This is a genomic window from Arthrobacter sp. NEB 688 (genome assembly GCF_013201035.1).
Taxonomy (GTDB): Bacteria; Actinomycetota; Actinomycetes; order Actinomycetales; family Dermatophilaceae; genus Phycicoccus.
Map to the genome: position 1 here is coordinate 2,250,440 of NZ_CP053707.1, position 23,446 is coordinate 2,273,885.

21 protein-coding genes and 1 riboswitch are annotated in these 23,446 nt (G+C 75.8%); of the genes, 13 read left to right on the forward strand and 8 right to left on the reverse strand.

Annotated features, from left to right (window positions below):
* Window positions 1-85 precede the first annotated feature (85 nt).
* From leuS to HL663_RS10670, 7 genes are all read left to right on the forward strand, one after another.
* On the forward strand, window positions 86-2,989 hold the full coding sequence (leuS, locus tag HL663_RS10640) for a leucine--tRNA ligase (protein ID WP_173030122.1): 2,904 nt from the start codon (window positions 86-88) through the stop codon (window positions 2,987-2,989).
* A gap of 150 nt (window positions 2,990-3,139) precedes the next feature.
* Window positions 3,140-4,303, forward strand: coding sequence for an ABC transporter ATP-binding protein (locus HL663_RS10645; protein WP_173028356.1), 1,164 nt, complete (start codon window positions 3,140-3,142; stop codon window positions 4,301-4,303).
* Between the two features lie 23 nt (window positions 4,304-4,326).
* Entirely contained in the window at window positions 4,327-5,550 is a 1,224-nt protein-coding gene (locus HL663_RS10650) for a polyamine ABC transporter substrate-binding protein (protein ID WP_173028357.1), read from the forward strand.
* Window positions 5,543-6,478 carry an ABC transporter permease gene (locus HL663_RS10655; protein WP_286175554.1) on the forward strand — a complete coding sequence of 312 codons (936 nt, stop codon included), beginning with the start codon at window positions 5,543-5,545 and terminating at the stop codon, window positions 6,476-6,478. Before HL663_RS10650 ends, HL663_RS10655 begins: the two co-directional genes overlap by 8 nt.
* Window positions 6,475-7,347, forward strand: coding sequence for an ABC transporter permease (locus HL663_RS10660; RefSeq protein ID WP_173028358.1), 873 nt, complete (start codon window positions 6,475-6,477; stop codon window positions 7,345-7,347). The genes HL663_RS10655 and HL663_RS10660 overlap by 4 nt, the downstream gene beginning before the upstream one ends.
* The gene (locus tag HL663_RS10665) at window positions 7,344-9,002 is read left to right on the forward strand and encodes an amidohydrolase (RefSeq protein WP_173028359.1); all 1,659 of its coding nucleotides are present in this window, start codon (window positions 7,344-7,346) and stop codon (window positions 9,000-9,002) included. Before HL663_RS10660 ends, HL663_RS10665 begins: the two co-directional genes overlap by 4 nt.
* 92 nt (window positions 9,003-9,094) lie before the next feature.
* Window positions 9,095-9,208: riboswitch (SAM riboswitch) on the forward strand.
* Window positions 9,209-9,253: 45 nt separating this feature from the next.
* Entirely contained in the window at window positions 9,254-10,627 is a 1,374-nt protein-coding gene (locus HL663_RS10670; protein WP_173028360.1) for an aminotransferase class V-fold PLP-dependent enzyme, read from the forward strand.
* A gap of 13 nt (window positions 10,628-10,640) precedes the next feature.
* On the opposite strand, the gene HL663_RS10675 is transcribed toward HL663_RS10670, so the two are convergent.
* From HL663_RS10675 to HL663_RS19140, 5 genes are read right to left on the reverse strand one after another with little or no spacing between them, the layout of a single operon-like run.
* Entirely contained in the window at window positions 10,641-10,865 is a 225-nt protein-coding gene (locus tag HL663_RS10675) for a ferredoxin (RefSeq protein WP_216842545.1), read from the reverse strand.
* Window positions 10,862-12,124 carry an NADH-ubiquinone oxidoreductase-F iron-sulfur binding region domain-containing protein gene (locus HL663_RS10680; protein ID WP_173028361.1) on the reverse strand — a complete coding sequence of 421 codons (1,263 nt, stop codon included), beginning with the start codon at window positions 12,122-12,124 and terminating at the stop codon, window positions 10,862-10,864. Before HL663_RS10680 ends, HL663_RS10675 begins: the two co-directional genes overlap by 4 nt.
* A complete protein-coding gene (locus HL663_RS10685) occupies window positions 12,121-12,726 on the reverse strand; it encodes a ferric reductase-like transmembrane domain-containing protein (RefSeq protein WP_173028362.1) in 606 nt (201 codons plus the stop codon). Before HL663_RS10685 ends, HL663_RS10680 begins: the two co-directional genes overlap by 4 nt.
* Entirely contained in the window at window positions 12,723-13,694 is a 972-nt protein-coding gene (locus HL663_RS10690; RefSeq protein ID WP_216842546.1) for an FAD:protein FMN transferase, read from the reverse strand. The genes HL663_RS10685 and HL663_RS10690 overlap by 4 nt, the downstream gene beginning before the upstream one ends.
* The gene (locus tag HL663_RS19140; RefSeq protein WP_216842547.1) at window positions 13,691-14,209 is read right to left on the reverse strand and encodes a hypothetical protein; all 519 of its coding nucleotides are present in this window, start codon (window positions 14,207-14,209) and stop codon (window positions 13,691-13,693) included. The genes HL663_RS10690 and HL663_RS19140 overlap by 4 nt, the downstream gene beginning before the upstream one ends.
* Window positions 14,210-14,449: 240 nt before the next feature.
* Here HL663_RS19140 and HL663_RS10700 point away from each other — a divergent pair, with 240 nt between their 5' ends.
* A complete protein-coding gene (locus HL663_RS10700; protein WP_173028363.1) occupies window positions 14,450-14,902 on the forward strand; it encodes a hypothetical protein in 453 nt (150 codons plus the stop codon).
* A gap of 34 nt (window positions 14,903-14,936) precedes the next feature.
* Here HL663_RS10700 and HL663_RS10705 read toward each other — a convergent pair whose 3' ends face one another.
* Together HL663_RS10705 and HL663_RS10710 are read right to left on the reverse strand one after the other, a co-directional pair.
* Window positions 14,937-16,229, reverse strand: coding sequence for a sensor histidine kinase (locus HL663_RS10705; protein WP_173028364.1), 1,293 nt, complete (start codon window positions 16,227-16,229; stop codon window positions 14,937-14,939).
* Window positions 16,229-16,933 carry a response regulator transcription factor gene (locus HL663_RS10710; RefSeq protein WP_173028365.1) on the reverse strand — a complete coding sequence of 235 codons (705 nt, stop codon included), beginning with the start codon at window positions 16,931-16,933 and terminating at the stop codon, window positions 16,229-16,231. Before HL663_RS10710 ends, HL663_RS10705 begins: the two co-directional genes overlap by 1 nt.
* 35 nt (window positions 16,934-16,968) lie before the next feature.
* On the opposite strand from HL663_RS10710, the gene HL663_RS10715 reads away from it, so the two are divergent.
* From HL663_RS10715 to HL663_RS10735, 5 genes are all read left to right on the forward strand, one after another.
* Window positions 16,969-17,571 carry a hypothetical protein gene (locus tag HL663_RS10715; RefSeq protein WP_173028366.1) on the forward strand — a complete coding sequence of 201 codons (603 nt, stop codon included), beginning with the start codon at window positions 16,969-16,971 and terminating at the stop codon, window positions 17,569-17,571.
* A gap of 9 nt (window positions 17,572-17,580) precedes the next feature.
* Window positions 17,581-18,444 carry a DegV family protein gene (locus HL663_RS10720; RefSeq protein WP_173028367.1) on the forward strand — a complete coding sequence of 288 codons (864 nt, stop codon included), beginning with the start codon at window positions 17,581-17,583 and terminating at the stop codon, window positions 18,442-18,444.
* A complete protein-coding gene (locus HL663_RS10725; RefSeq protein WP_173028368.1) occupies window positions 18,441-19,064 on the forward strand; it encodes a glycerol-3-phosphate acyltransferase in 624 nt (207 codons plus the stop codon). Before HL663_RS10720 ends, HL663_RS10725 begins: the two co-directional genes overlap by 4 nt.
* Before the next feature lie 100 nt (window positions 19,065-19,164).
* Window positions 19,165-20,067: a ComEA family DNA-binding protein gene (locus tag HL663_RS10730; protein WP_173028369.1), complete on the forward strand. Its 903-nt coding sequence runs from the start codon at window positions 19,165-19,167 to the stop codon at window positions 20,065-20,067.
* The gene (locus HL663_RS10735; RefSeq protein ID WP_173028370.1) at window positions 20,064-22,448 is read left to right on the forward strand and encodes a ComEC/Rec2 family competence protein; all 2,385 of its coding nucleotides are present in this window, start codon (window positions 20,064-20,066) and stop codon (window positions 22,446-22,448) included. The genes HL663_RS10730 and HL663_RS10735 overlap by 4 nt, the downstream gene beginning before the upstream one ends.
* 7 nt (window positions 22,449-22,455) lie before the next feature.
* On the opposite strand, the gene HL663_RS10740 is transcribed toward HL663_RS10735, so the two are convergent.
* Window positions 22,456-23,409, reverse strand: a complete 954-nt coding sequence (locus tag HL663_RS10740) for a LysR family transcriptional regulator (protein WP_173028371.1) — start codon at window positions 23,407-23,409, stop codon at window positions 22,456-22,458.
* Between the last annotated feature and the right edge of the window lie 37 nt (window positions 23,410-23,446).

Here is a 23,446-nt window from a genome sequence, read left to right on the forward strand (position 1 = left end):
GCGCGGCCCACCCGGCCCGCGCGGCGACCCCTCCTGTGCGAGGGGTTTTTTCATGGCTGCAGGACACGACGACGACGAGGACGAGATGAGCGACACCCCGTACCGCTACACCGCCGAGCTGGCCGGCCGCATCGAGGTCGCCTGGCAGGACCGCTGGGCCGAGCGTGGCACCTTCCACGCCCCCAACCCCGCCGGCCCGTGGGCCGAGCCCGAGGCCGTCGCCGGCTACGAGGGCGGGCACCTCCTCGTCCTCGACATGTTCCCCTACCCGAGCGGCGCGGGGCTGCACGTCGGCCACCCGCTCGGCTACATCGCCACCGACGTCTTCGCCCGCTACAACAGGATGCTCGGCAAGAACGTCCTGCACTGCCTCGGCTACGACGCCTTCGGTCTGCCCGCCGAGCAGTACGCGGTCCAGACGGGGCAGCACCCCCGCAAGACGACCGAGGAGAACATCGCCATCATGGCGCGCCAGCTGCGCCGCCTGGGCCTCGGCCACGACGACCGCCGCGCCATCCGGACGATCGACCCGGACTACTACCGCTGGACGCAGTGGATCTTCCTGCAGATCTTCAACTCCTGGTACGACCACGACGCCCCTCGCGAGGACGGCGGCACCGGCCGCGCCCGCCCCATCGAGGAGCTCGTCGCCGAGTACCGCGACGGCACCCGCCCGCTGCCCGCCGACGACGGCCGCGGGTGGGACGACCTCTCGCACACCGAGCGGGCCGACCTGCTCGACGCCCAGCGCCTCGTGCAGTCGGTCGAGGCCACCGTCAACTGGTGCCCCGGCCTCGGCACGGTGCTGGCCAACGAGGAGGTCACGAACGAGGGCCGCTCCGACCGCGGCAACTACCCGGTCTTCAAGCGCCAGCTGCGCCAGTGGGTCATGCGGATCACCGAGTACGCCGACCGGCTCGCGGACGACCTCGACGGCGTCGAGTGGCCCGAGAAGGTCAAGACGATGCAGCGCAACTGGATCGGCCGCAGCCAGGGCGCCCACGTGACGTTCCTGCTCGACGCCGCGCCGGACGCGCTGGGCATCGAGGTCTTCACGACCCGCCCCGACACCCTCTTCGGCGCGACCTTCATGGTGCTCGCGCCCGAGCACCCGCTCGTCGACACCCTCGTCCCGGCCGACGGCTGGCCCGAGGGCACCCGCGACGCCTGGACCGGCGGTCACGCCACGCCCGCCGAGGCGGTCGCCGCCTACCGCGCCGAGGCCGGCGCGAAGACCGACCTCGAGCGCCAGGCCGAGGGCAAGACCAAGACCGGCGTCTTCACCGGCGGGTACGCGACCAACCCGGTCAACGGCGCCCGCGTGCCGGTGTTCGTCGCCGACTACGTCCTCATGGGCTACGGCACCGGCGCGATCATGGCCGTCCCCGCGCAGGACGAGCGCGACTGGGACTTCGCGACGACCTACGAGCTGCCGATCGTCCGCACCGTGCAGCCGGGCGCCGACCACGACGAGTCGACCGCGTTCACCGGCGACGGCCCGGCGATCAACTCGGCCAACGACGAGATCAGCCTCGACGGCCTCGGTGTCGCCGACGCCAAGGAGCGGATGACCGCCTGGCTCGAGGAGAAGGGGTACGGCCGCGGCGCCGTCACCTACAAGCTGCGCGACTGGCTCTTCGCGCGCCAGCGCTACTGGGGCGAGCCCTTCCCCGTGCTCTTCGACGAGGACGGCATCGCGTACGGCGTGCCCACCGACCAGCTGCCCGTCGAGCTGCCGGACGTGCCGGACTACTCGCCCAAGGTCTACGACCCCGAGGACGCCGCCAGCGAGCCCGAGCCGCCGCTGGCGCGCGACACGGACTGGGTCGAGGTCGAGCTCGACCTCGACGACGGCCGCGGTGCCCGCCGCTTCCGCCGCGACACCAACGTCATGCCGCAGTGGGCCGGCTCCTGCTGGTACTACCTGCGCTACCTCGACCCGGCCAACGGCGACGCCCTCGTCGACCCGGCGAACGAGGACTACTGGATGGGCCCGCGCGAGACCCCCGTCGCCGGCGCACCGGCAGGCACGCGCGACCCCGGCGGCGTCGACCTCTACGTCGGCGGCGTCGAGCACGCGGTGCTGCACCTGCTCTACGCGCGCTTCTGGCACAAGGTCCTCCACGACCTCGGCCACCTGCGCTCGAGCGAGCCCTTCCGGACGTACTTCGCGCAGGGCTACATCCAGGCCCCGGCCTACCGCGACGCGCGCGACCAGCCGGTCGAGGCCAAGGAGGTCGTCGAGGGTCCCGACGGCACCTTCACCTGGAACGGCGAGCCGGTCACCCGCGAGTTCGGGAAGATCGGCAAGTCGCTCAAGAACATGGTCAGCCCGGACGAGATGTACGAGATGTACGGGGCCGACACCTTCCGCCTGTACGAGATGGGCCTCGGTCCGCTCGAGCAGAGCAAGCCGTGGGACACCCGGGCCGTCGTCGGCAGCCAGCGCTTCCTCCAGCGGCTGTGGCGCAACGTGGTCGACGAGGAGACCGGTGAGGTCGTCGTCACCGACGCCGCCCCGGACGACGCGACCAACCGCGTCCTGCACCGGACCATCGACGCCGTCCGCACCGACTACGCCTCGCTCGGCTTCAACACGGCCATCGCGCGGCTGACCGAGCTGAACAACGCGCTGACCAAGCTCGAGGGCGGTGTGCCGCGCGCGGCCGCCGAGGCCCTCGTGCTCATGGTCGCGCCGATGGCCCCGCACCTCGCCGAGGAGCTGTGGATGCGGCTGGGGCACACCGAGTCCCTGACGCACGAGGCGTTCCCGGTCGCCGACCCCGCGCTGCTCGTGGACGACACCGTGACCTGCGTCGTCCAGGTCCGCGGCAAGGTCAAGGACCGCCTCGAGGTGCCGAGCGACATCACCGAGGACGCCCTGCGCGAGCTCGCCCTCGCGAGGCCCAAGGTGCAGGCGAGCCTCGAGAACGGCGTGCGGACGGTCATCGTCCGCGCCCCGAAGCTCGTCAACGTCGTCCCCGCCTGACCCCGGGCGGCCCGGCCGCCGTGGCGCTACGGAATCCGTGGCGCCACGGCGCCGGCTCGACGGAACGAAACACGATCGTCACGCGCAACCGTTGCGAACCGGCGTCGGGTCCGGTTGAATCGCCGGAACCCGCGCGAGGAGCGACGACACGTGACGACACCGGCGACGACGGCAGCACCCCCGACGAGCGCGGAGTCGGCCGACGCCGTCGTGCTCACCCGGGTCAGCAAGCTCTACGGTGACGTCGCCGCGGTCGACGACCTGACCCTCACGGTGCGGCGCGGCGAGTTCCTCTCGCTGCTCGGCCCGTCCGGCTGCGGCAAGACGACGACGTTGCGGATGATCGCCGGCTTCGAGCACCCGGACACCGGCGACATCCTCGTCGACGGCCGCAGCGTCCTCGGGGTGCCGCCGCACCGGCGCCAGGTCAACACCGTCTTCCAGGCGTACGCGCTCTTCCCGCACATGTCGGTCGCCGAGAACGTCGCCTACGGCCTGGAGCAGAAGCGCACGCCCAAGGCCGAGATCCGCACCCAGGTCGCCGAGGCGCTCGACATGGTGCAGATGCGCGGCTACGCCAACCGCCGTCCGTCGCAGCTCTCCGGCGGCCAGCAGCAGCGGGTCGCGCTCGCCCGCGCCCTCGTCAACCGGCCGAGCGTCCTCCTGCTCGACGAGCCGCTCGGGGCGCTGGACCGCCAGCTGCGCGAGGAGATGCAGGTCGAGCTCAAGCTGCTCCAGTCGCGGCTCGGCATCAGCTTCGTCTTCGTCACCCACGACCAGGGCGAGGCGCTCTCGATGAGCGACCGCATCGCGATCATGCGCGAGGGGCGTGTCGAGCAGCTGGGCGACGCCGACGCCATCTACTCGACGCCCGTGTCGGCCTACGTCGCGGGCTTCGTCGGGCAGCAGAACTTCCTCGACGGCCGGGTCACCGACACCGGCGGGGTCGAGACCGACCTCGGCCCGGTGCGCTCCACCCGCGCGGCCGGCGTCCGCCCGGGGGAGCGCGTGCGAGTCGCCGTGCGCCCCGAGCTCGTCCGCCTGGGCGCCGACGAGCCGAGCGGCACGAGCGAGAACCGGTTGCGCGGCACCGTGATCGGCGTCGCGCACCAGGGCGAGACGCGGCAGTTCCTCGTCGACGCCGGCCACGGCCACACCGTGCTCGCGCGCGTCCCGACCCCCGCGGCCCCGCGCCTTTCCGTCGGCGACACCGCGTGGTGCCGCTGGGAGGCCGACGACGTCCACCTCTTCCCCCACGACGGCGAGCACTCGGCGCCGCCCCCGACCTCCGTGCCCGACGAGCACGCCGGCTGACCCCGTCCACGAGGAGACCCACGATGAGCCGTCCCGAGCAGCCCCTGCGCATCCTCGCCCACACCTCGGCGGTGCCCCGCATCCGCCGCGAGCTGACCCGTCGCGGGCTGCTCGGCCTCGCGGCCGCCGGGGGAGCCGGGCTGCTCTCCGCGTGCGGTGGGGGAGGCGGCGGCACCGGTGGCGGGGGCAACTCCACGTCGGTGCCGACGGCCGCGCCGCCGAGCCAGGTCGCGACCGGCGGCGCGCTCGAGGGCTCGATCTCGATGTACTCGTGGGGCGACTACGACGCGCCCGAGGTGCTCGAGGCCTTCACGAAGGCCGAGGGCCCGACGATCACGACCGACTCGTTCGGGTCCAACGAGGAGCTGATCTCCAAGCTCGTCGCGGGCAAGGGCACCGGCGGCTACGACATCGTCGTCCCGACCGGCGCGTTCATCCCGCAGATGGTGCAGAACGGCCTCCTCGCCCCCATCAACAAGGAGCTCGTGCCCAACCTCCGGCACATGGACCCGCAGTTCCTCGGGCAGGCGTGGGACCCGGCGAACAACTACTCGATCTGCAAGGCGTGGGGCACGACCGGCTTCGTCTACGACCGCACGAAGATCACCCGCGAGCTGAAGACCTGGACCGACTTCGCCGACTGCGCCGCCAAGGAGGCCAGCGGCAAGGTGTCGCTCCTCGACGACCCGGCCGAGATCACGGGGATCTACTACTGGGCCAACGGGATCGACTGGAACACCACCGACTCGGCGCAGATCGACGCGGCCGAGAAGTTCGTCGTCGGCACCCTCGCCCCGCACGTCGCGGCCTTCGACTCCTACCCCGGCGGGCAGGCCATCCCGCAGGGCACCCAGTGGCTCATGCAGTGCTGGAACGGCGACGCGCGCATCGGCATCCAGAACAGCAAGGACCCCGAGAAGTGGCAGTGGGTGCTCGGCTCGCCGACGACCGAGCTGTGGATGGACAACTGGGCCATCGCGGCCGGCGCGCCCCACCCCGAGGCGGCGCACGCGTTCATCGACTACGTGCTGACCCCCGAGAACCAGCTGAAGAACGTCGACTACATCGGGTACCACACGGGCGCCAAGGACATCGAGGACGCGGCGAAGCAGGCCGGCCTGGACATGCTCGACATGGTGTTCTTCACGCCCGAGCAGATCGCGACGATGAAGACCGGCGAGGTCAACGAGGCCCAGCAGCGGACGGTCGACATCTGGAACAAGGCCAAGGCGGCGGCCGGTGCCTGACGGCGCCCTCGCCGCGCCGCCGCCGACGCCCACGACCCGTCGTCTGCGCGCCCCGCGCTTCACCCTGGCGCTGCCGGCGGGGCTCTGGCTCGTCCTGTTCTTCGTCGTGCCGATCGGCACCGTCGTGTGGTTCAGCTTCGGCTACAAGCCGGGGCTGTTCGGCACCCACGCCAACGACGTGCTCTCGCTCGACCGCTACCGGGAGGCCCTGTCTCCCACCTTCTTCGCGACGTTCCAGAACACGCTCTGGGTCGGCGTCGCGGGCACCCTGCTGTGCCTGGTCATCGGGATGCCGGCTGCCTACTGGATGGCGGTCAAGGCGCCCCCGAGCCGCCGCGGGCTGCTCATCGCGCTCGTCATGGTCCCGTACTGGACCAACTTCCTCGTCCGCACGATCGGCTGGCAGGTCATCCTCGCCCCGCAGGGCTGGCTCTCGGAGCTGCTGCAGACGCTGCACCTGACCGCCGGCCCGCTCGAGGTCCTCTACACGCGCACCGCCGTGCTCATCGGCGTCGTCTACAACTACCTGCCGCTGATGATCCTGCCGCTGTTCGTCGCCTTCGACCGCGTCGGCGGGTCGCTGCGCGAGGCGAGCAAGGACCTCGGGGCCACCCGGTGGCGGACCTTCACCCGGGTCACGCTGCCGCTCGCCCGCCCCGGGATCATCGCCGGCACCGTGCTCGTGTTCATCCCGCTCATGGGCGACTACGTGACGGCCACGGTGCTCGGCGGCGCGAAGGGCAACATGGTCGGGCAGCTCGTGGCCAGCCAGTTCCAGACCGCGCAGAACTGGGCGCTCGGGTCGGCGATGGCCGTCGTGCTCGTCCTCGTCATCAGCCTGACGGTCGCGGTCATCGCGGGCCTCGTGTGGCTCGTCGGGCTGCCGCTGCGCGCCCGGCACCGGCTCGTCCTCGAGGAGGTGGCATGAGCCCCGACGGGCCGCCGCCGCCCGCGCCGCGTCCGCGCTCGTGGACCGACCGCGCCCTGACCGCCGTCGGGGTCCTCGTCCTGCTCTTCCTCTTCGCGCCGATCGTCGTGGTCGTCGTCTACTCGTTCAACGAGGGCCGGCTGCTCATCGCCTGGGACCACTTCGGGTTCGGCTCCTTCCGCGCGCTCGTCGAGCGGCCCGCAGTCCGCAGCGCCGTCGTCGTGTCGCTCCAGGTCGCCGTGCTGTCCGCGCTCCTCGCGACGTTGCTCGGCACGATGGCCGGGGTGGCCCTCGCGCGCCGGCCGGGCCGGTGGACGTGGTGGTTCATCGGCCTCCTGCTCCTCGTGTCGGTGACGCCCGAGATCGTCGACGCCGTCTCGCTCCTGCCGTGGCTGGTCTACCTCGGCTCGGACGCCGGCCTCACGGTCTTCAACGGCGGCATCGTCCGGCTCGTCGTCGGGCACTCGCTCTTCTCGACCGCGGTCGTCGCGTACATCGTCCGCGCCCGGCTGGTCGGCCTCGACGAGTCGCTCGAGGAGGCATCGGGGGACCTGTACGCACCGCCGGGCCGGACCTTCCGGCGGGTCACCGTCCCGCTCGCGATGCCCGCCGTCCTCGCGGGCTCGCTGCTCTCCTTCACGCTGAGCCTCGACAACACGATCGTCTCGGCGTTCGTCCAGGTCTCGGGCACGACCCCGTGGCCGGTCTACGTCCTCTCGGCGCTGCGCTCCGGCCTGCGCCCCGAGATCGCCGCCGTCTCGACGGTGATGCTCGTCCTCACCCTGCTCGCCCTCGGTCTCGTCGCGTGGGTGCTCCGGCGCTCGGGCGACTCGGCCACCGACATCGCACGCACCATGGGAGGTGGATGACCGTGGTCGACATGGTCTTCTCCGGCGGACCGGTCTTCACGTCGCGGGCGGTGCGCTCGCGCCCGACCGCCGTCGCCGTCGACGGGGGGAGGGTCGTCGCCGTCGGGCACGACGAGGTCCTCGACCTCGCGACGTCGCGCACCGAGCACGTCGACCTGCGCGGGCGGATGCTCCTGCCCGGGTTCCAGGACGCGCACGTGCACCCGGTGTGGGCGGGCGTCGACATGCTGCGCTGCGACCTCACCGAGCTCTCGGGCGCCGACGCCTACCTCGAGCGGATCGGGCGGTACGTCCGCGAGAACCCGGACGAGGAGTGGGTGCTCGGCGCCGGCTGGTCGATGGCCGCCTTCCCCGGCGGGACGCCGACGGCCGCGGCCATCGACGCCGTCGTGGGCGGTCGGCCGGCCTTCCTGCCCAACCGCGACGGGCACGGCGCGTGGGTGTCGTCCGAGGCGCTGCGCCGGGCGGGCATCGACCGCGACACCCCGGACCCGCGCGACGGGCGCATCGAGCGCGACGCCGACGGCAACCCCTCGGGCACGCTCCACGAGGGCGCGATGGCCCTCGTCGGGAGCATCGCCCCGGAGACGACCGACGAGCAGCGCCTCGAGGGGCTGCTGCGCGCCCAGGCGCACCTCCACGCGCTCGGCGTGACGGCGTGGCAGGACGCGATCATCGGCGACTACGGCGACGGCGGGAACCCGGCGCGGGCGTACCGGGCGGCGGACGCGTCCGGGCGGCTGACCGGACGCGTCGTCGGCGCGCTCTGGTGGGACCGCAACTCCGGTCTGGAGCAGGTACCCGACATCATCGAGCGGCGGGATGCCCTGTCCACCAGCCGGTTCCGTGCGACGAGCGTGAAGATCATGCAGGACGGCGTGCCCGAGAACTTCACCGCGGCGATGCTCGACCCGTACTGCGACGGCCACGGCCGGTACACCGACAACTCGGGCATCTCGTTCGTCCCCGTCGAGACCCTGATGCCGGCCGCCGTGCAGCTCGACGCCGCGGGCTTCCAGCTGCACTTCCACGCCATCGGCGACCGCGCCGTGCGCGAGTGCCTCGACGCCGTCGAGGGGGCGGTCGCCGCCAACGGCCGCCGCGACGCGCGCCACCACATCGCGCACGTGCAGGTCATCCACCCCGACGACGTCCACCGCTTCCGCGAGCTCGGCGTCGTCGCCAACCTCCAGGCGTTCTGGGCCGCGCTCGAGGCGCAGATGGTCGAGCTGACCATCCCGTTCCTCGGCGAGCCGCGCACGTCGTGGCAGTACCCCTTCGGCGACCTGCACCGCTCCGGCGCGACGCTGGCGATGGGCTCGGACTGGGCGGTCTCGACGGCCGACCCGCTCGCGGCCGTCCACGTCGCGGTGACACGGCAGATCCCCGAGGCGCACCGCGAGGGGGAGCCCGAGCACCCGGTGTTCCTCCCCGAGCAGCGGCTCGACCTCGCGACCGCGCTCACCGCCTACACCGCCGGCTCGGCGTTCGTGAACCGCCACGAGGGCACGGGCAGCATCCGGGAGGGGGCGCTGGCCGACCTCGTCGTCCTCGACCGCGACCCGTTCGCCGGGCCGCCCGAGGAGATCGGCGCGACGCGCGTGCTGCAGACCTTCGTCGACGGCGCTCGCGTGCACGCCGCCGACGACGCCTGAGGCCGGGGGAGCGGGCGGGGCGGCGGGCGCCGTCCCACGTCGTGGACCCCGGATGACGGGGCCCGCGCGGCCTTGTCACACTCGTCGGCGTAGGTCATGAGTGCCAGTGACAAGCCCCGGCTCGCTGGCCGGCAACCCTCCTCCGCGGTGGGGTGCCCCGGGTGACGACCTGGTCGGCGCCGCCGTGGCGTCGGCAAGCGCGGGTCCCGGGGCCGTCCCCGAGGGTCCACGAGGCCCTCCAGGAGGCCCCGATGTCCACGCACCACACCGCCACGCACCTCACCACCCCCGTCGCCGCGGTCCATGCCGGCCCCGCGCGCCCGGCCCGCCGCCTGCCCGCGGTGGTGACGCCCGACCCCGTGCCCGTCGTCTCCGGCGCGCTCGTCGAGTACGCCCAGCTCGACCACGCCGCCTCGACGCCCGCGCTGGAGTCCGTGGCCCGCGCGGTCGTGACGGCCACCCGCGGCTACAGCTCGGTCCACCGCGGCACCGGATGGCTCTCGCGGGTCACCAGCGCCCACTACGAGGCGGCCCGCGAGGAGGTCGCGCGCTTCGTCGGGGCGCGCGCCGACGACCTCGTCGTCTTCGTGCGCACGACGACCGAGGCGACCAACCTCCTGGCCCGCGCGCTGCCCGCGGGGACGCCGGTCGTCGTGTTCGACACCGAGCACCACGCGTCGCTCCTGCCGTGGCCGGCCGCCGACACGCACCGCCTGCCGGTGCCCGCCTCGCCCGAGGAGGCCCTCGGCCGCCTGGAGTCGACGCTCGCCGGGCTGGCCGACGGGCCCGCGCCGCTCGTCGTCGTCACCGGCGCCTCGAACGTCACCGGCGAGCTCTGGCCGCTCGAGCGCGTCGTCGCCGTCGCGCGGCGGCACGGCGCGCGCGTCCTCGTCGACGCCGCCCAGCTCGTCGCCCACCGGCCGGTCGACCTCGCCGCGCTCGGCGCGGACTGGGTCGTGTTCTCGGGGCACAAGCTGCACGCCCCGTACGGCGCGGGCGTGCTCGTCGGCCGGGCCGACTGGCTGGACGCCGCCGAGCCCCACCTCGCTGGTGGAGGGGCCAGCGCGGCGGTCTCGGCGGAGGCGGTGACGTGGGCGACGGGGGCCGCCCGCCACGAGGGTGGCAGCCCGAACGTCCTCGGGGCGGTGGCGCTCGCCGCCGCGTGCGCCGCCGTCCGCACCCACCGGGCGGCCGTCGAGGCGCACGAGGCGCGGCTCGGGCACCGGCTGCTCGAGGGCCTCGCGGGCATCCCCGGCGTGCGCGTGCACTCGCTCTTCGGTCCGGAGCACCCGCGGGTCCCGGTCGTGGCCTTCACCGTCGACGGGCTCGACAGCCACCTCGTCGCCGCGGCCCTCAGCGCCGAGCACGGCATCGGGGTGCGGGCGGGCAAGTTCTGCGCGCACCGGCTCGTCGACACGCTGCTGACCCGGGACGGGGTCGGGGCCGTGACGGCGGTGCGGGCGAGCGCCGGCCTCGCGACGACCGACGAGCACGTCGAGCGGCTGCTCGCCGCCGTCGCGTCGCTGGCCGCGGAGGGCCCGGGCGTCGCCTACGTCGAGGAGCCGGGCCGTGGCTGGGTGCCGGCGGACGACCCGCGCGACCTCGACGTCGCCCTGCCCTGGTGAGGGTGGGCCGCGCTCAGGGCCTGCGAGGGACGAGGTGCAGCGCCCGGCGCGGGCAGGCCGTCACGGCCTCGCGGGCGAGCGTCAGCTCGTCGGCGGGCACCGGACCGAGGAGGACCGGGTAGCCCCACTCGTCGAGGGCGATGCGCTCGGGCAGCAGCTCGGCGCACAGGCCCCGGGCCCGGCAGTCCGGCCAGTCGACGCGCAGCTCGTGGCGCGCCGCCGGCGTCCCCGCGCTCACGCGACCCTCACCGGGACGTGCGCCGCGCAGCCGCAGCCGCCGGCCAGGTGCTCGTCGACGTGGTCGGCGAGCGTGGTGAGCAGGCTGCGGACCAGCCGCGAGGTGCCGTCCGGGTGGGCGCACGCGCCGCGGCCGGTCACGAGGCCGGTCAGCTCCTGCACCCGGCGCCGGGTGTCGGCGCCCTCGGCGAGGCCGCGCACCTCCTCGGCGAGGGCCGGCAGCCCGTTGCGGCAGGGGCCGCAGCGGCCCGCGGTCTCGTCGGCGAGGTAGGTCGTCCACTGCGCGGTCCGGGCGACCGGGCACGAGCCGTCGCCGAGCGAGACGACCGCCCCGGCGCCGAGGCTCGCCCCGAGCGAGCGCAGGTGGGCCTGCGACCACGTGAGCGAGGGCAGGTCGCGGGGGTGCAGCCACGCGCCGTGGAAGCCGCCGACGAGCAGCGGCGCCGCGAGGGCGGCGGCGTCGAGGGCGCGGGCGGCGCGGGCCCCGTGCTCGACCTCGACGACCGTCGCGACGTCGATGCGTCCGCGGTGGTCGGCCGGGCGGGTGAGCGTCAGCAGCGTCGTGCCGGGCTCGTCCGCGGTGCCGAGCGCGGCGTAGCGCTGCGGCCCGACGAGCGCTGCGGCGGCGAGGTGGGCCCACGACTCGGCGTTCGACAGGAGGGTCGGGCGGCCCTTGTGGCCGTCGACGGCCTCGGGCGCCCACGCGGTGACCGGCAGCCCGGGGCGGCCGGCCATCAGCTCGAGGACGGCCCGGGCCTGGCCGGCCACGAAGCGTCCCTCGGCGACGTGCGTCGTCCAGGTGACCCGGGAGTCGCCGCGCTCCGCGACGGCGTCGAGCACGGCCCGCCCGATGAGCGGCCGGTCCTCGGAGGTGACGACGTGGACCCGGCGGGCCCCGAGCGCGCGGGCGGCGAGCTCGGCGCCGTCGAGGACGAGGTGCGGCGCGATGCCGAGCAGCGCCTCGTCCTTGGCGCTCGCGGGCTCGCCCTCGGCCGCGTTGACGACGACGACCGGGCGCCGGGACGGACGCAGCCCGCGGCCGTCGGCGACGGTGCGCAGCTTGCGGGACAGGGGGAAGCCGGCGCCGCCGCGACCGCGCACCGACCCCGACTCGGCGAGCCGGACGAGGGCGTCGAGGTCGTGACGCGGCAGGTCGCCGAAGCGGGCGCGGTGGGCCCGCAGCGAGAGGCCGTCGTCGACCCCCGAGAGCAGGAGCGGGCCGGGCCGGACGTGGACGCGGGCCGGGGGGCGGATGGTCATCGCCGGCCCCCGTCGACCGTGAGGGTGCGGGTCGGTGCGGCGACCACGCGACGCTCGCGGGAGGTCCGACGGCGGGCTCGGAGGACCGCGACGACCCGCCCGAGGCCGGCGAGGACGACGACCCCGACGCAGGCCGTGGTGATGACGAGCGACCACCCGACCCGGGCGTCGGTGCCGATGCCCAGGCCGTGCGCGACGCCGGCCACCCACGCGAGGTACGTCGTGAGGTGGAGGACGAACCAGAGGCGGTGCGGCAGGCGGGAGCGGGCCAGCGAGGTGGCGACGACGACGACCGTGAGGTCGAGCGCGAGGGTGCCGAGGCCGAGCCAGAGCGGCTCGTAGGTCGCGCCGAAGGGCACGACCGCCTGCCACCACCGGATGTCGACGAACTCGTCGACGACCGCGACGACGGCGTGCGCGAGGAGCAGCAGGACGGAGACGGCGGCGAGCCCGCGGTGCAGCCCCTGGGTCACGAAGCGCGGCCACCAGCGCGAGACCCCGCGGCCGGTCGCGAGCACGCCGAGCAGGACGGTCAGGGTGAAGACGACGACGAGCACGATCCCGGTCCCGCGGTTGAGGTACCAGAGCAGCGGCGAGGTCATCGGGGGTCCTCCAGGTGGGCGGCCCGCCAGGCGGGCGTGGTGGTGACGGAGCCGTCGTGGGCGACGAGCCGGGCGGCGACCGCGTGGTCGGTGAGCCAGGCCTCGGCGTCGTCCCCGAGGACGACGGACGCGGTCGAGGCGGTGTTCGCGGCGCACGCGGTGTGCCCGAGGGCGGTGACGGTGCGCCACGGCCCGCCTGCGGGGGCGCCCGTGCGCGGGTCGACGATGTGGTGCCACTGCCGGCCGCCGCGGCGCCAGCAGCGGGCCGAGACGCTCGAGGTGGCGACGCCCCCCGCGCCGACGTGGACGGTCAGGGTGTCGCCCCCGGCGTCGAGGTCGGCGAGGTTGTGCCCGAGGCGGATCGGCTGCGCGGGCATCGTGGACGGGTCGGGGGAGTGCAGGCGCACGTCGCCACCGACGCTCACGAGCACGGGCACCTCGAGCTCGTCGACGACGGTGAGCGCGGCGAGGTCGGCGGCCCAGGCCTTGCCGGTGGCGCCGAGGTCGAGCGAGGCGCCGGGGGGCACGGTGAGGGTGGTCTCGCCGACGACGACGTCGCGCCACGAGCCGGGCCGCGTCGGGAGGGTGGCGGGCCCGGGGGCCTCGCCCGGGACGAGCGCGAACGTGCGGTCGTAGCCGGCGCCGACGAGCACCTCGCCGAGCGTCGGGTCGACGAGGCCGTCGGTGCCGCGAGCCGCCTCGAGGGCGACGCGGACGGCGCCGAGGAGCACGGGGGAGGCGGGCACCGGACGGCCCGGGCTCGCGTTGGCCAGCGAGAGGTCGCTGTCGGCCCGGAAGCGGCTGCAGGTCTCGTCGACCTCGTCGATGACCCCGGCCACGAGCTCGACGACCGCCTCGAGGGCGGCCGGCGTCGTGCGGACGTCGACGTAGGTGCCGATGGCGCGCCAGGAGGCCGCCCCGTGCTCCGGGTGGAGCCGCAGGGCGTCCGGTGCCTCCACCGTGGTCACGACCCGGTGCTCGGCGGCGGGGGCGGGGGCGGGGGGGGAGCCGGTGCGGGAGCGGGCGCGGAGGACCCACCGCCCGAGGAGGAGCCACCACCGCCACCGGAGGACGAGCCGCCGCCCGACGACGAGCCACCGCCGGAGGAGCTGCCGCCACCGCCGGAGGAGGAGCCGCCGCCCGAGGGGGCGCTCCACCCGCCGCCGACCCCGGCGCTGCCGGTGGCCGCGGCCCGGACGATGGTCTTCTTCCCGACGACCGTCTTGTGCTTGCGCTGCTTCTGGACGACGACCGGGTGGTCCTTGGCCCAGGCGACCAGCTGGTCGTGGTACTCCTGCGCGGCCTTGGCGTCGGCCTCGGCCTGGTGCTGCGCCTTGACCGCGTCGGTGGCGGCGCTCTCGCGGGCGACGGCGGCCGTCGCGGCGCCGGTCGCCGCGACCGCGGCCGTCGCGAGCGCTCCGCTGAAGAGCGTGAGGAGGGCGCGGGACCGGTCACGTTGTCCACGGCTGAGCAGGGGTTTCACCGGGGTCTCCTGGGGTCGTCGGCAGGGGCAGGGGTGCTCGCTGCCTCCACGATCCCGCAGCCCGCCGCAAGCGGGGGTCATCCCGGTGTTAAGGGAGGGTCATGTGGCCGACCGGCCGATGCCCGGCCTCCTCCCTTAACCCCCTCTTATCCCCCGGACGACCCGGGCTTGACGCGGGCCGCGCGACGATGGAGGCGCAGCACCGGCTGCGCTCCGCACCCCTGCCCCGGAGGTCCCCTCGTGTCCCTCTCGACCACCATCGCCACCGGCACCCTCGTCGGCGGGCTCCTCGCCGTCGGCGTGTACGCCGCCACGGCGCCGTCGGGCCAGGTCGCCGCGTCCGTCAAGGTCGCGCCGTCCTCCGCGCCGGTCCCCACGCCGACCGTCACGCACCTCGCCGGCTGCCGCAAGCCCGCGAAGCTCGAGCACGGCGTCTGCGTGACGCACGTGCCCGGCCCGACGGTCACCCTGCCCGCCGCCGTCCCCGCGGCCGCCCCCGCCCGGACCGTCGCACTGCGCACGAGCGCCCCGACGACCGGCCCGACCCGGCGCCCCGCGACGACCCAGGCGCCGACGACCGGCCCCACGGCCGCCGACGACGGCGACGAGGACGAGGGCGAGGACCACGGCGACGACGAGCACGACGACGAGGACCACGGCGACGAGGACCACGGCGGCGAGCACGACGACTGAGCCCGCGTCCTCCCCGACGGGGAGGACGGGCGCGTCAGGCGCGCTCGGCGGTGGGCAGGGCCACCGTCACGCGCAGGCCGCCGAGGGCGGAGCGCCCGAGGTCGACGGCGCCGCCGGCCTGCTCGGCGAGCCGGTGCACGATGGCCAGGCCGAGCCCGGTCGAGCCGCCCTCGCTGTGCCCCCGGCCGCGCCACGGCAGCGGCATCCCCGGGCCGGCGTCCTCGACGGTGACGACGACCCGGTCGGCGCCCTCGCGCGTCACCGACACCCGCACGTCGCTGCCCTCCGGGGTGTGCGCGAAGACGTTGTCCAGCAAGGTGTCGACGAGCTCGGCGAGGTCGGCGTCGGCCATCCGCACCGGCGGCGCCGACGACGTGCCGACCAGCTCGAGCCGGCGGTCCTGGTCCTCGGCGAGCGGCTCCCAGAACGCCACCCGCGCGGCGACGACCGGGTGCGGCGAGGTCCTCGCGTCGAGCTCGGTGGTCACCGAGCGCCGCGCCTCGCGCACGACGTCGTCGATGCTGCGCTGCAGGTGGGCGACGTGCTCGCGCAGGCGCTCGGCGACCTCGGGGTCGGAGACGAGGTCGGTGTCGAGCCGCAGCGCGGTGACCGGCGTGCGCAGCCGGTGACCGAGGTCGGCGACGACCTCGCGCTCGGCGTCGACGAGGTCGTGGATGCGGTCGGCCAGCGCGTTGAGCGCCCGACCGAGCTCGGCGGTCTCGGGCGGCCCGCCGGGCACCGCGCGGGCGCTCGCGTCGCCCTCGCGCAGCCGGTGCGCGACCTCGGCGACCTCGACGACGGGCACGCTGACCCGGCGGCCGAGGTTCCAGGCCGCCGCGACCGACAGGGCGACGAGCGCGACCCCGAGGGCGCCGATCGTCAGCCACGCCTCGGACACGCCGGCGCGCAGCTCGTCGCCGGTGACGCTCGCGACGACGACGTCCAGCCCGCCGGCGGTCGCGACGGGGGCGAGGGCGTCGAGCCCGCCGTCGCGCGCGACCGTGAAGGCCGCCTTCTGCTGCCGCGCCCGCTCGACCGAGGCCAGGGTCGTCCCGGGGGCCAGCGAGCTCTCGCCGACGAGGGCCCCGTCGGGCTCGACGACGACGACCCGCGGCCCCTGCGCCGAGACGTCGGCGACGGTGCGCTCGAGCGTCGCCGGGTCGGCCAGCGTCGCGACGAGCCGGGCGACGCTCTGCGCCTGCTCGCGCGCCCGGGTCGTCGCACGGTCCGAGGCGATGTTCGCCACGAGGAAGCACAGCGGCACGACGAACGCCACGACGACGGCCGACGTCGTGGCGGCCACGAGCCACGCGATGCGTCGGGTCATCAGCCCTCGTCGGCCGGCACGGCGTCCGCGGGCGGCGCGAGCCGGATGCCGACGCCGCGCACGCTGTGGAGGTACCCGGGATGAGCCGCGCTCTCGCCGAGCTTGCGCCGCAGCCACGACAGGTGCACGTCGACGGTGCGCTCGCCGCCGCCGTAGGGCTGGTTCCAGACGTCCGCGAGGACGTCGCGCTTGCTCACGACCTCGCCGGCGTGCTGCGCGAGGTAGTGCAGGAGGTCGAACTCGCGCCGCGACAGCTCGAGCGCCGTGCCGTCGAGGGTCACCTCGCGCGAGGCCGGGTCGATGGTCAGCCCGCCGACCTCGAGGACCGCCTCGCCGGCGTCGGGCCCGCTGCGCCGCAGGACGGCCCGCATCCGCGCGTCGAGCTGGTCCATCCCGAACGGCTTGACGACGTAGTCGTCGGCGCCGGCGTCGAGGGCGCGCACGACGGACGGGTCGTCGTCGCGGGCGGTGACGACGATGACCGGGGTGCGGCGGACGGCGCGCAGCATCGTCAGGAGGCTGTGGCCGTCGAGGTCGGGCAGCCCGAGGTCGAGCAGCACGACGTCGTAGTCCTCGGCGAGGGCCTGCTGGAGGCCGTCGAGCCCGGTGCGGGAGCTCGAGACGGCGTGCCCGCGGTCGGTGAGCGACCGGAGGAGCGAGGAGCGGATCGAGGGGTCGTCCTCGATGACGAGCACGTGTGCCACAGTGAGCACGGTAGAGCAGGGACGGGGTGACGCGCGTGGGCACCACACGACGCCAGCTGGTGGCGATGGTCACGGGCTGGCTCCTCGTCGTCCTCGTCGTCGGGGGCGTGACGTTCGCCGTCGTCTCGCGCGCGGGGGACGAGGTCGGCCAGGCCTCCGCGCTGCGCACGATGGCCACGAGTGCGCCGGAGCCGTCGGGCACCGGCTCCGGGCGGCCCACCCGCACAGCCGGTTCCGCGTCGCCGTCACCCGACGGGTCGGAGGACCCCGAGCCGCCGGATCCGTCCGCGTCGCCGGAGGGGCCCACGTCGTCACCGACCCGCACGTCCGGCCCGACGCGGACGACCCGCCCGCCGTCGACGCCCTCGGCCCAGACCCGCACCGCGTCGTTCACGACGATCGGCGGCACCGTCGTCGCGTCGTGCACCGGCTCGAGCATCCGGCGCGAGTCGATCACCGCCCGCGACGGCTGGCGCTTCGAGGACGAGGTCGAGCGCGGCCGGCTCGAGGTGCACTTCGCGCGGGCCGGTGGTGAGGGCTCGGAGGGCGAGCCGGGGGAGAGCGAGTCGGACGACGACGACGAGGTCGAGCTGAGCGTCGTCTGCGTCGACGGTGCCCCCACCCGTCGTTCGCACTAGCCTGCGCACGTGACCACCGCGATCGTCACCGACTCCACCGCGTACCTCTCGCCGGGCGACCTCGAGGGGCTCCCGGTGCGGGTCGTGCCGCTCCACGTCGTCATCGGCGGGCACGAGCACCGCGAGGGGGTCGACGTGCGGTCCGACGAGGTCGCGGCCGCCCTGCACTCCTTCACCCCGGTCTCGACCTCGCGGCCCGCGCCGGCCGCCTTCGCGCAGGCCTACGAGGCGTCGGCGCGCGACGGGGCGGACGGCATCGTGTCGGTCCACCTCTCCGGCGAGCTGTCGAGCACCGTCGCCGGCGCCGGGCTCGCGGCCGGGGTCTCGCCCATCCCGGTGCGCGTCGTCGACTCCCGCGCGCTCGGGATGGTCATGGGCGAGGCCGTGCTGGCCGGCGCCCGGGCCGCGCTCGACGGCGCGACGCTCGACGAGGTCACCGACGTCGTGCAGCGCACGTGCGAGGGCGCGAGCGTCGTCTTCTACGTCGACACCCTCGAGTACCTGCGCCGTGGCGGACGCATCGGGCGGGCCGGGGCGCTCCTGGGGTCGGCGCTCTCCATCAAGCCGATCCTCGGCCTGCGCGACGGGCACATCGTCCCGCTCGAGAGGGTTCGTACCTCGAGCCGGGCCATCGCCCGCCTCGAGGAGATCGCCGTCGAGGCCGCCGAGTCCGCCCTCGCCGCAGGGGCACCCGGCATCGACCTCGCCGTGCACCACCTCGACTCCGCCGAGCGGGCCGAGAGCCTCGCCGAGCGCCTGCGCGGCCGGATGCCCACCGCCGCCGTGCGCGTCGTCGAGCTCGGGGCCGTCGTCGGGGCGCACGTCGGGCCCGGCACCCTCGCCGTCGCCGTCGTGCCCCGCGTCGCCCGATGACGCTGCTCGCCGGGCCGCTGCTGCTCGTCGCGCTCGCGGCCCTCGGCTTCCTGATCGGCTCGGCCAACGTCGCGACCGTCGTGGCCCGGGCCCTGGGTGCCGACCTGCGGCACGCCGGCTCCGGCAACCCGGGGGCGACGAACGCCGGGCGCGTGCTCGGCCGCCGGTGGGGCGCGCTCGTGCTCGTGCTCGACGTCCTCAAGGCCTTCGTCCCGACGCTCGTCGTGCTCCTGTGGCTCGGCACCCTGCCGGCGCTCGTCGTCGCGAGCGGCGTCGTGCTGGGGCACGTCTTCAGCCCCTTCCTCAAGGGGCGCGGAGGCAAGGGGGTGGCCTGCGCGCTCGGCGGCATCCTCGCCGTCGCCCCGTGGGTGGCCCTGGCGGCGCTCGTGGTGTTCGCGCTGGCGCTGACCGGGCTGCGCAAGGTGGGGGAGGCGTCGGTCGTCGCCACGGGGTTCCTCGCGGTGCTCGGGGTCGTCGGGGCGCTCGGCGCCGGCGGCGTGCCCGGGCTGGGCCGCGACGAGGGCGTGTGGCTGGTGCTCGTGTCGGTGCTCGTCCTCGCCCGGCACGCGCGCAACATCCGGGCGGCGTGGGGTCGGCTGCGGGGTGGCGCGACCGGCTGACCAGGGCTTGGTCGTCCACAGGTCGCCCGGGCGGCGGTCGTCGTCCACAGATCGTCGGAGGGCCGGTGCCGGGCGGCGCGCGGCTGCCTAGCGTCGGGGGATGCGCGAGCGACCCGACCCCACGGCCCTCTCCCCCCGGGCGAGCGCCTGGCTGCGCTCCCGCTCGCGCTCGGCGGGATGGGTGCCCGAGCCGGCGCAGGGAGTGGACGTGCCGGACGACGAGCCGGAGGAGGTGTCGGAGCCCGAGGAGTGGGTGCCGGACCGGCCACGGGTACGCCTGCCCGCGACGGTGGCGGGGGCGCGCTGGCAGCCGGGGCGCTCGGCCGTGCTCGGGGTGGTCGTCCTCGCCGTGCTCGCGGCCCTCGTCCTCGGGCTGCGGGTGGCGAGCGCCTCCTCCGACGGCGACGTCGTGGCACCGGGCGGGGGCGCGCGGGCCGGACCGGTCGGGGTGTCGGCGGGCGCCGTCGACGTGGGGGTGCCGACGGACTCCGCTCCGGCCTCCTCCGGTCCTGCCGCGTCGCCGTCCGTCTCGCCGTCGCCGTCGGCGCAGGTCGTCGTCCACGTCGTCGGGCGGGTCCGGCGCCCGGGGGTGCGGACGCTGCCGGCCGGCTCCCGCGTGGCCGACGCGGTGCGGGCCGCCGGGGGTGTGAGCGGCGGCGCCGACCTCGCGGCGCTCAACCTGGCGCGAGTGCTCGTCGACGGCGAGCAGGTGCGGGTCCCGGCGCCGGGGGAGGTACCGACGACGCCGCCCACCGCCCCGGGCGGCAGTGGCAGTGGCAGCGGCGGCGGTGGGGCGTCGGCCGGTCCCGCCACGCCGGTGTCGCTGAGCACCGCCGACGTCGGCGCGCTCGACGGCCTGCCCGGCATCGGGCCCGTGCTCGCCCAGCGCATCGTCGACTGGCGCACGGCGCACGGGCGGTTCACGAGCGTCGACGAGCTCACCGAGGTCAGCGGCATCGGCGACCGGCTGCTCGAGCAGCTCCGGCCGCTCGTCGTGCCGTGACGTCCGCGGCCGCCGGGAAGCGCGCGGCCGAGCCGGGCGACCTGCGCCTGCTCGGTCCCGCGGTGATCGCGTGGGTCGTCGCCGCCGCGACGCTCGGGTTCGGTTGGGGCGCACGGCTGGTCGTCGTCGGGTCGGTCCTGGTGGCCGCCGCCGCGCTGCAGGCCTGGGTTCGCGGCGGCCGGCGGGACGGCAGCCGGGCGGCCGCCTGGCGCTGGCCGGTCACCCTCGCGGTCGTCCTCGTCGCGCTCCTCCAGGTCGCGGCGCTCGCGGGAATGCTCTCGCGCGAGCGGGGCGGGGTGCGCGCGCTCGCGGCCGAGCGGGCCGTCGTCACCGCGGACGTGCTCGTCACGGGTGAGCCGGTGCGGGTCGCCTCACGCGACGGGGCCGTCCGCCTCGTCCGGGCCGGCACCGTGCAGCGGCTGACCGGGCGGGGGCGCACCGTCACCGCGGCCGCTCCCGTCCTCCTCGTCGGGGGCGAGGTCCTCGCCGGCCCGCGGTGGCACGAGACGGTGCGGGTCCGCGGCCGGCTGGGCCCGATGGAGACCGCCGACGACCGCGTCGCCAGCCTCGCGGTGTCCGGCCGCCCCCTGTCGCTCGCCCCGCCGGGGGCCGTCGCCCGGGGCGCCGAGCGGCTGCGCAACGGGTTGCGGCACGCCGTCGACGACGCCCCCGCGGACGCGCGTGGCCTGCTGCCCGGCCTCGTCATCGGCGACACGAGCCGCACCCCGCAGGACCTCACCGAGGCGATGCGGGCGACCGGGATGACCCACCTGACCGCGGTCTCCGGCAGCAACGTCGCGGTCGTCACCGGGCTGGTCCTCGGCCTGTGCGCCGTCGTCGGGGTCCCGCGCCGGCTGCGCCCGGTGCTCGCCGGGCTGGCGCTCGCCGGCTTCGTCGTCCTCGCCCGTCCCGAGCCGAGCGTCGTGCGCGCGGCGGCGATGGGCGCCATCGGGCTGCTCGGGCTGAGCCGCTCACGGCGCTCGGCCGGGCTGCCCGTGCTCGGCGGAGCGGTGGTCGTCGTGCTCGTGCTCGACCCGTGGCTGGCCCGCTCGTACGGCTTCGTCCTCTCGACGCTCGCGACCCTCGGGCTGCTCCTCTTCACCCGGCCGTGGGGCGAGGCGGTCGGCCGCCACCTGCCCCGCCGCGTCGCGCCGCTCGGGCCGGCCCTCGCCGTGCCGCTCGCCGCGCAGGTGATGACCGCGCCGGTCGTCGTCCTGCTCCAGGGCTCGGTCAGCGTCATCGGGGTGCTCGCCAACCTCCTCGCGGCGCCGCTCGTGCCGCCGGCGACCGTCGCCGGCGTCACGGCCGCGCTCGTGTCGCTGGTCTGGGCGCGGGGCGCCGAGCTCGTCGCGTGGGTCGGCGTCGTGCCCACGACCGGCATCGCCCGGGTCGCGCGGGTGGCGGCCGAGGTGCCGGGCGGGACGCTGCCCTGGCCGGACGGCGCGCCCGGGGCGCTGCTGCTCGCCGGGCTGCTCCTGCTCGTCGTCCTCACGGGGCGGGCGCTCGTCGCCGGGGTCGCGCGCCGGCCGGTGGCCGCGTTCGGGGTCGTCGTCCTCGCGGTCGCGTCGCTCCTGCCGACGCGGGTCGTCACGTGGCCGCCCGACGGCTGGCGGGTCGTGGTCTGCGACGTCGGCCAGGGGGACGCCGTCGTCCTGCGCAGCGGCCCCGGCCGCGGGGTGCTCGTCGACGTCGGGCCCGACCCGGCCCTCGTCGACGGCTGCCTCGACCGGCTCGGGGTCACGACCCTCGACGCCCTCGTCCTCACGCACTTCCACGCCGACCACGTCGACGGTCTGGCCGGCGCCCTGCGCGGCCGCACCGTCCGGCAGGTGCTCGTCGGCCCGGTCGCCGAGCCTGCCGCCGCCGCCGCGCTCGTCGGGCGGACGGCGGCCGCTGCGGGCATCCCCGTCGCGGTCCTCCACGCGGGGGACCGGCTGACCGTCGGTGAGGTCGACGCCGTCGTCTGGAGCCCGTGGCGGCGGATCGCCGAGGGGTCGGTGCCCAACAACGGCAGCGTCGTCCTCGCGGCCCGGACCGGTGACGTCGACGCCCTGCTCCTCGGCGACGTCGAGCGCGAGGCCGCCCACGACCTCCTGCTGCGCCTGCGCCGCGACCCGGCGATGGCGGCCACCGCCCGCGGCTTCGAGCTCGTCAAGACCCCGCACCACGGGTCGGCCAACCTCGACGCCGACCTCATGGCCGCCGTGCGCGCCCCCGTCGCGGTCATCAGCGTCGGCGCCGACAACGACTACGGGCACCCGGCCCCGGCGCACCTCGCGCTGCTCCGCCGTCTCGGGTCTGCGACCTACCGCACCGACCAGCGCGGTGACGTCGCGCTCGTGCAGCGGCGCGACGGGCTGCGGGTCGTCACCTCCCGCTGAGGCGGCCTCAGATCGAGAAGGTGGGCTCCGGCTGGCGGGTCGTCGGCGCGGTCGACTGCGACCCGGCGCTCTCGATGAGCGCCTCGAGCGTGGCCCTGACGGCCGGCACCCGGCCGAGGTCGGGGGTCGTCAGCGCGGTGATCGTGCGGCGCGAGGCCGGCTCCATCGGCAGGGCCACGACCTCGTCGTGGTGCACCGTGCGCAGGATGAGGTCGGGGATGAGCGCGACGCCGAGCCCCTCGGCGACCAGGCCCATGACCGCGACGTAGTCCTCGGTCTCGTAGGCGACGTCCGGGCGGAAGCCCGCCGCGTCGGCGAGCTGCACGAGGTGCCCCCGGCAGCGCGGGCAGCCCGCGATCCACGGGTCCGTGGCGAGCTCGGCCAGGTGTGCCGTCGGCTGGGTCGACGCCGGGTGGCTGCGCGGCATCGCGAGGCGCACCTCGTCCTCGAGCAGCGGGGTGATGACGAACGCGTCGAGGTCCTCCTCGCCGCGGGCGACGTCGGTGCCCTCGTAGGCGAAGGCGATGGCCAGGTCGCACTCGCCGGCGCGCAGCGCGGCGATGCTCTCGGGCGGCTCGGCCTCGGTGAAGGTGATGTGCACGTCGGGGAAGCGCTTCTTGACGAGCGAGAGCGCCCGCGGCACGAGCGTCGCCGAGGCCGACGGGAAGGCCATGAGCCGCACCCGGCCGCTGCGCAGCCCGGCGATCGCGGCGACCTCCTCCTCCGCGGCGTCGAGCGCGGCGAGCACCGGCCCGGCGTGGCGCGCGAGGACGCGGCCGGCCTCGGTGAGGCGGACGTTGCGGCCGACGCGCTCGACGAGCACGGTGCCGGTGCGCTGCTCGAGCCGGCGGACCATCTGCGAGATGGCCGGCTGGGTGTAGCCCAGCGAGGCGGCGGCGGCGGTGAAGCTGCCCTGCTCGGAGATGGCCCGCATGACGCGGAGGCCGGCGGCGTCGATCATCGGCCCATCCTATAAGCCGGCGTTATCGACGTCGCGG

What these genes read in the sequence shown, in the direction of transcription:
- leuS (WP_173030122.1), top strand. Translation starts at nt 86, where the DNA reads ATGAGCGACACCCCGTACCGCTACACCGCCGAGCTGGCCGGCCGCATC.
- HL663_RS10650 (WP_173028357.1), top strand. Translation starts at nt 4,327, where the DNA reads ATGAGCCGTCCCGAGCAGCCCCTGCGCATCCTCGCCCACACCTCGGCG.
- HL663_RS10660 (WP_173028358.1), top strand. Translation starts at nt 6,475, where the DNA reads ATGAGCCCCGACGGGCCGCCGCCGCCCGCGCCGCGTCCGCGCTCGTGG.
- HL663_RS10665 (WP_173028359.1), top strand. Translation starts at nt 7,344, where the DNA reads ATGACCGTGGTCGACATGGTCTTCTCCGGCGGACCGGTCTTCACGTCG.
- HL663_RS10670 (WP_173028360.1), top strand. Translation starts at nt 9,254, where the DNA reads ATGTCCACGCACCACACCGCCACGCACCTCACCACCCCCGTCGCCGCG.
- HL663_RS10680 (WP_173028361.1), bottom strand. Translation starts at nt 12,124, where the DNA reads ATGACCATCCGCCCCCCGGCCCGCGTCCACGTCCGGCCCGGCCCGCTC.
- HL663_RS10685 (WP_173028362.1), bottom strand. Translation starts at nt 12,726, where the DNA reads ATGACCTCGCCGCTGCTCTGGTACCTCAACCGCGGGACCGGGATCGTG.
- HL663_RS10705 (WP_173028364.1), bottom strand. Translation starts at nt 16,229, where the DNA reads ATGACCCGACGCATCGCGTGGCTCGTGGCCGCCACGACGTCGGCCGTC.
- HL663_RS10725 (WP_173028368.1), top strand. Translation starts at nt 18,441, where the DNA reads ATGACGCTGCTCGCCGGGCCGCTGCTGCTCGTCGCGCTCGCGGCCCTC.
- HL663_RS10730 (WP_173028369.1), top strand. Translation starts at nt 19,165, where the DNA reads ATGCGCGAGCGACCCGACCCCACGGCCCTCTCCCCCCGGGCGAGCGCC.
- HL663_RS10740 (WP_173028371.1), bottom strand. Translation starts at nt 23,409, where the DNA reads ATGATCGACGCCGCCGGCCTCCGCGTCATGCGGGCCATCTCCGAGCAG.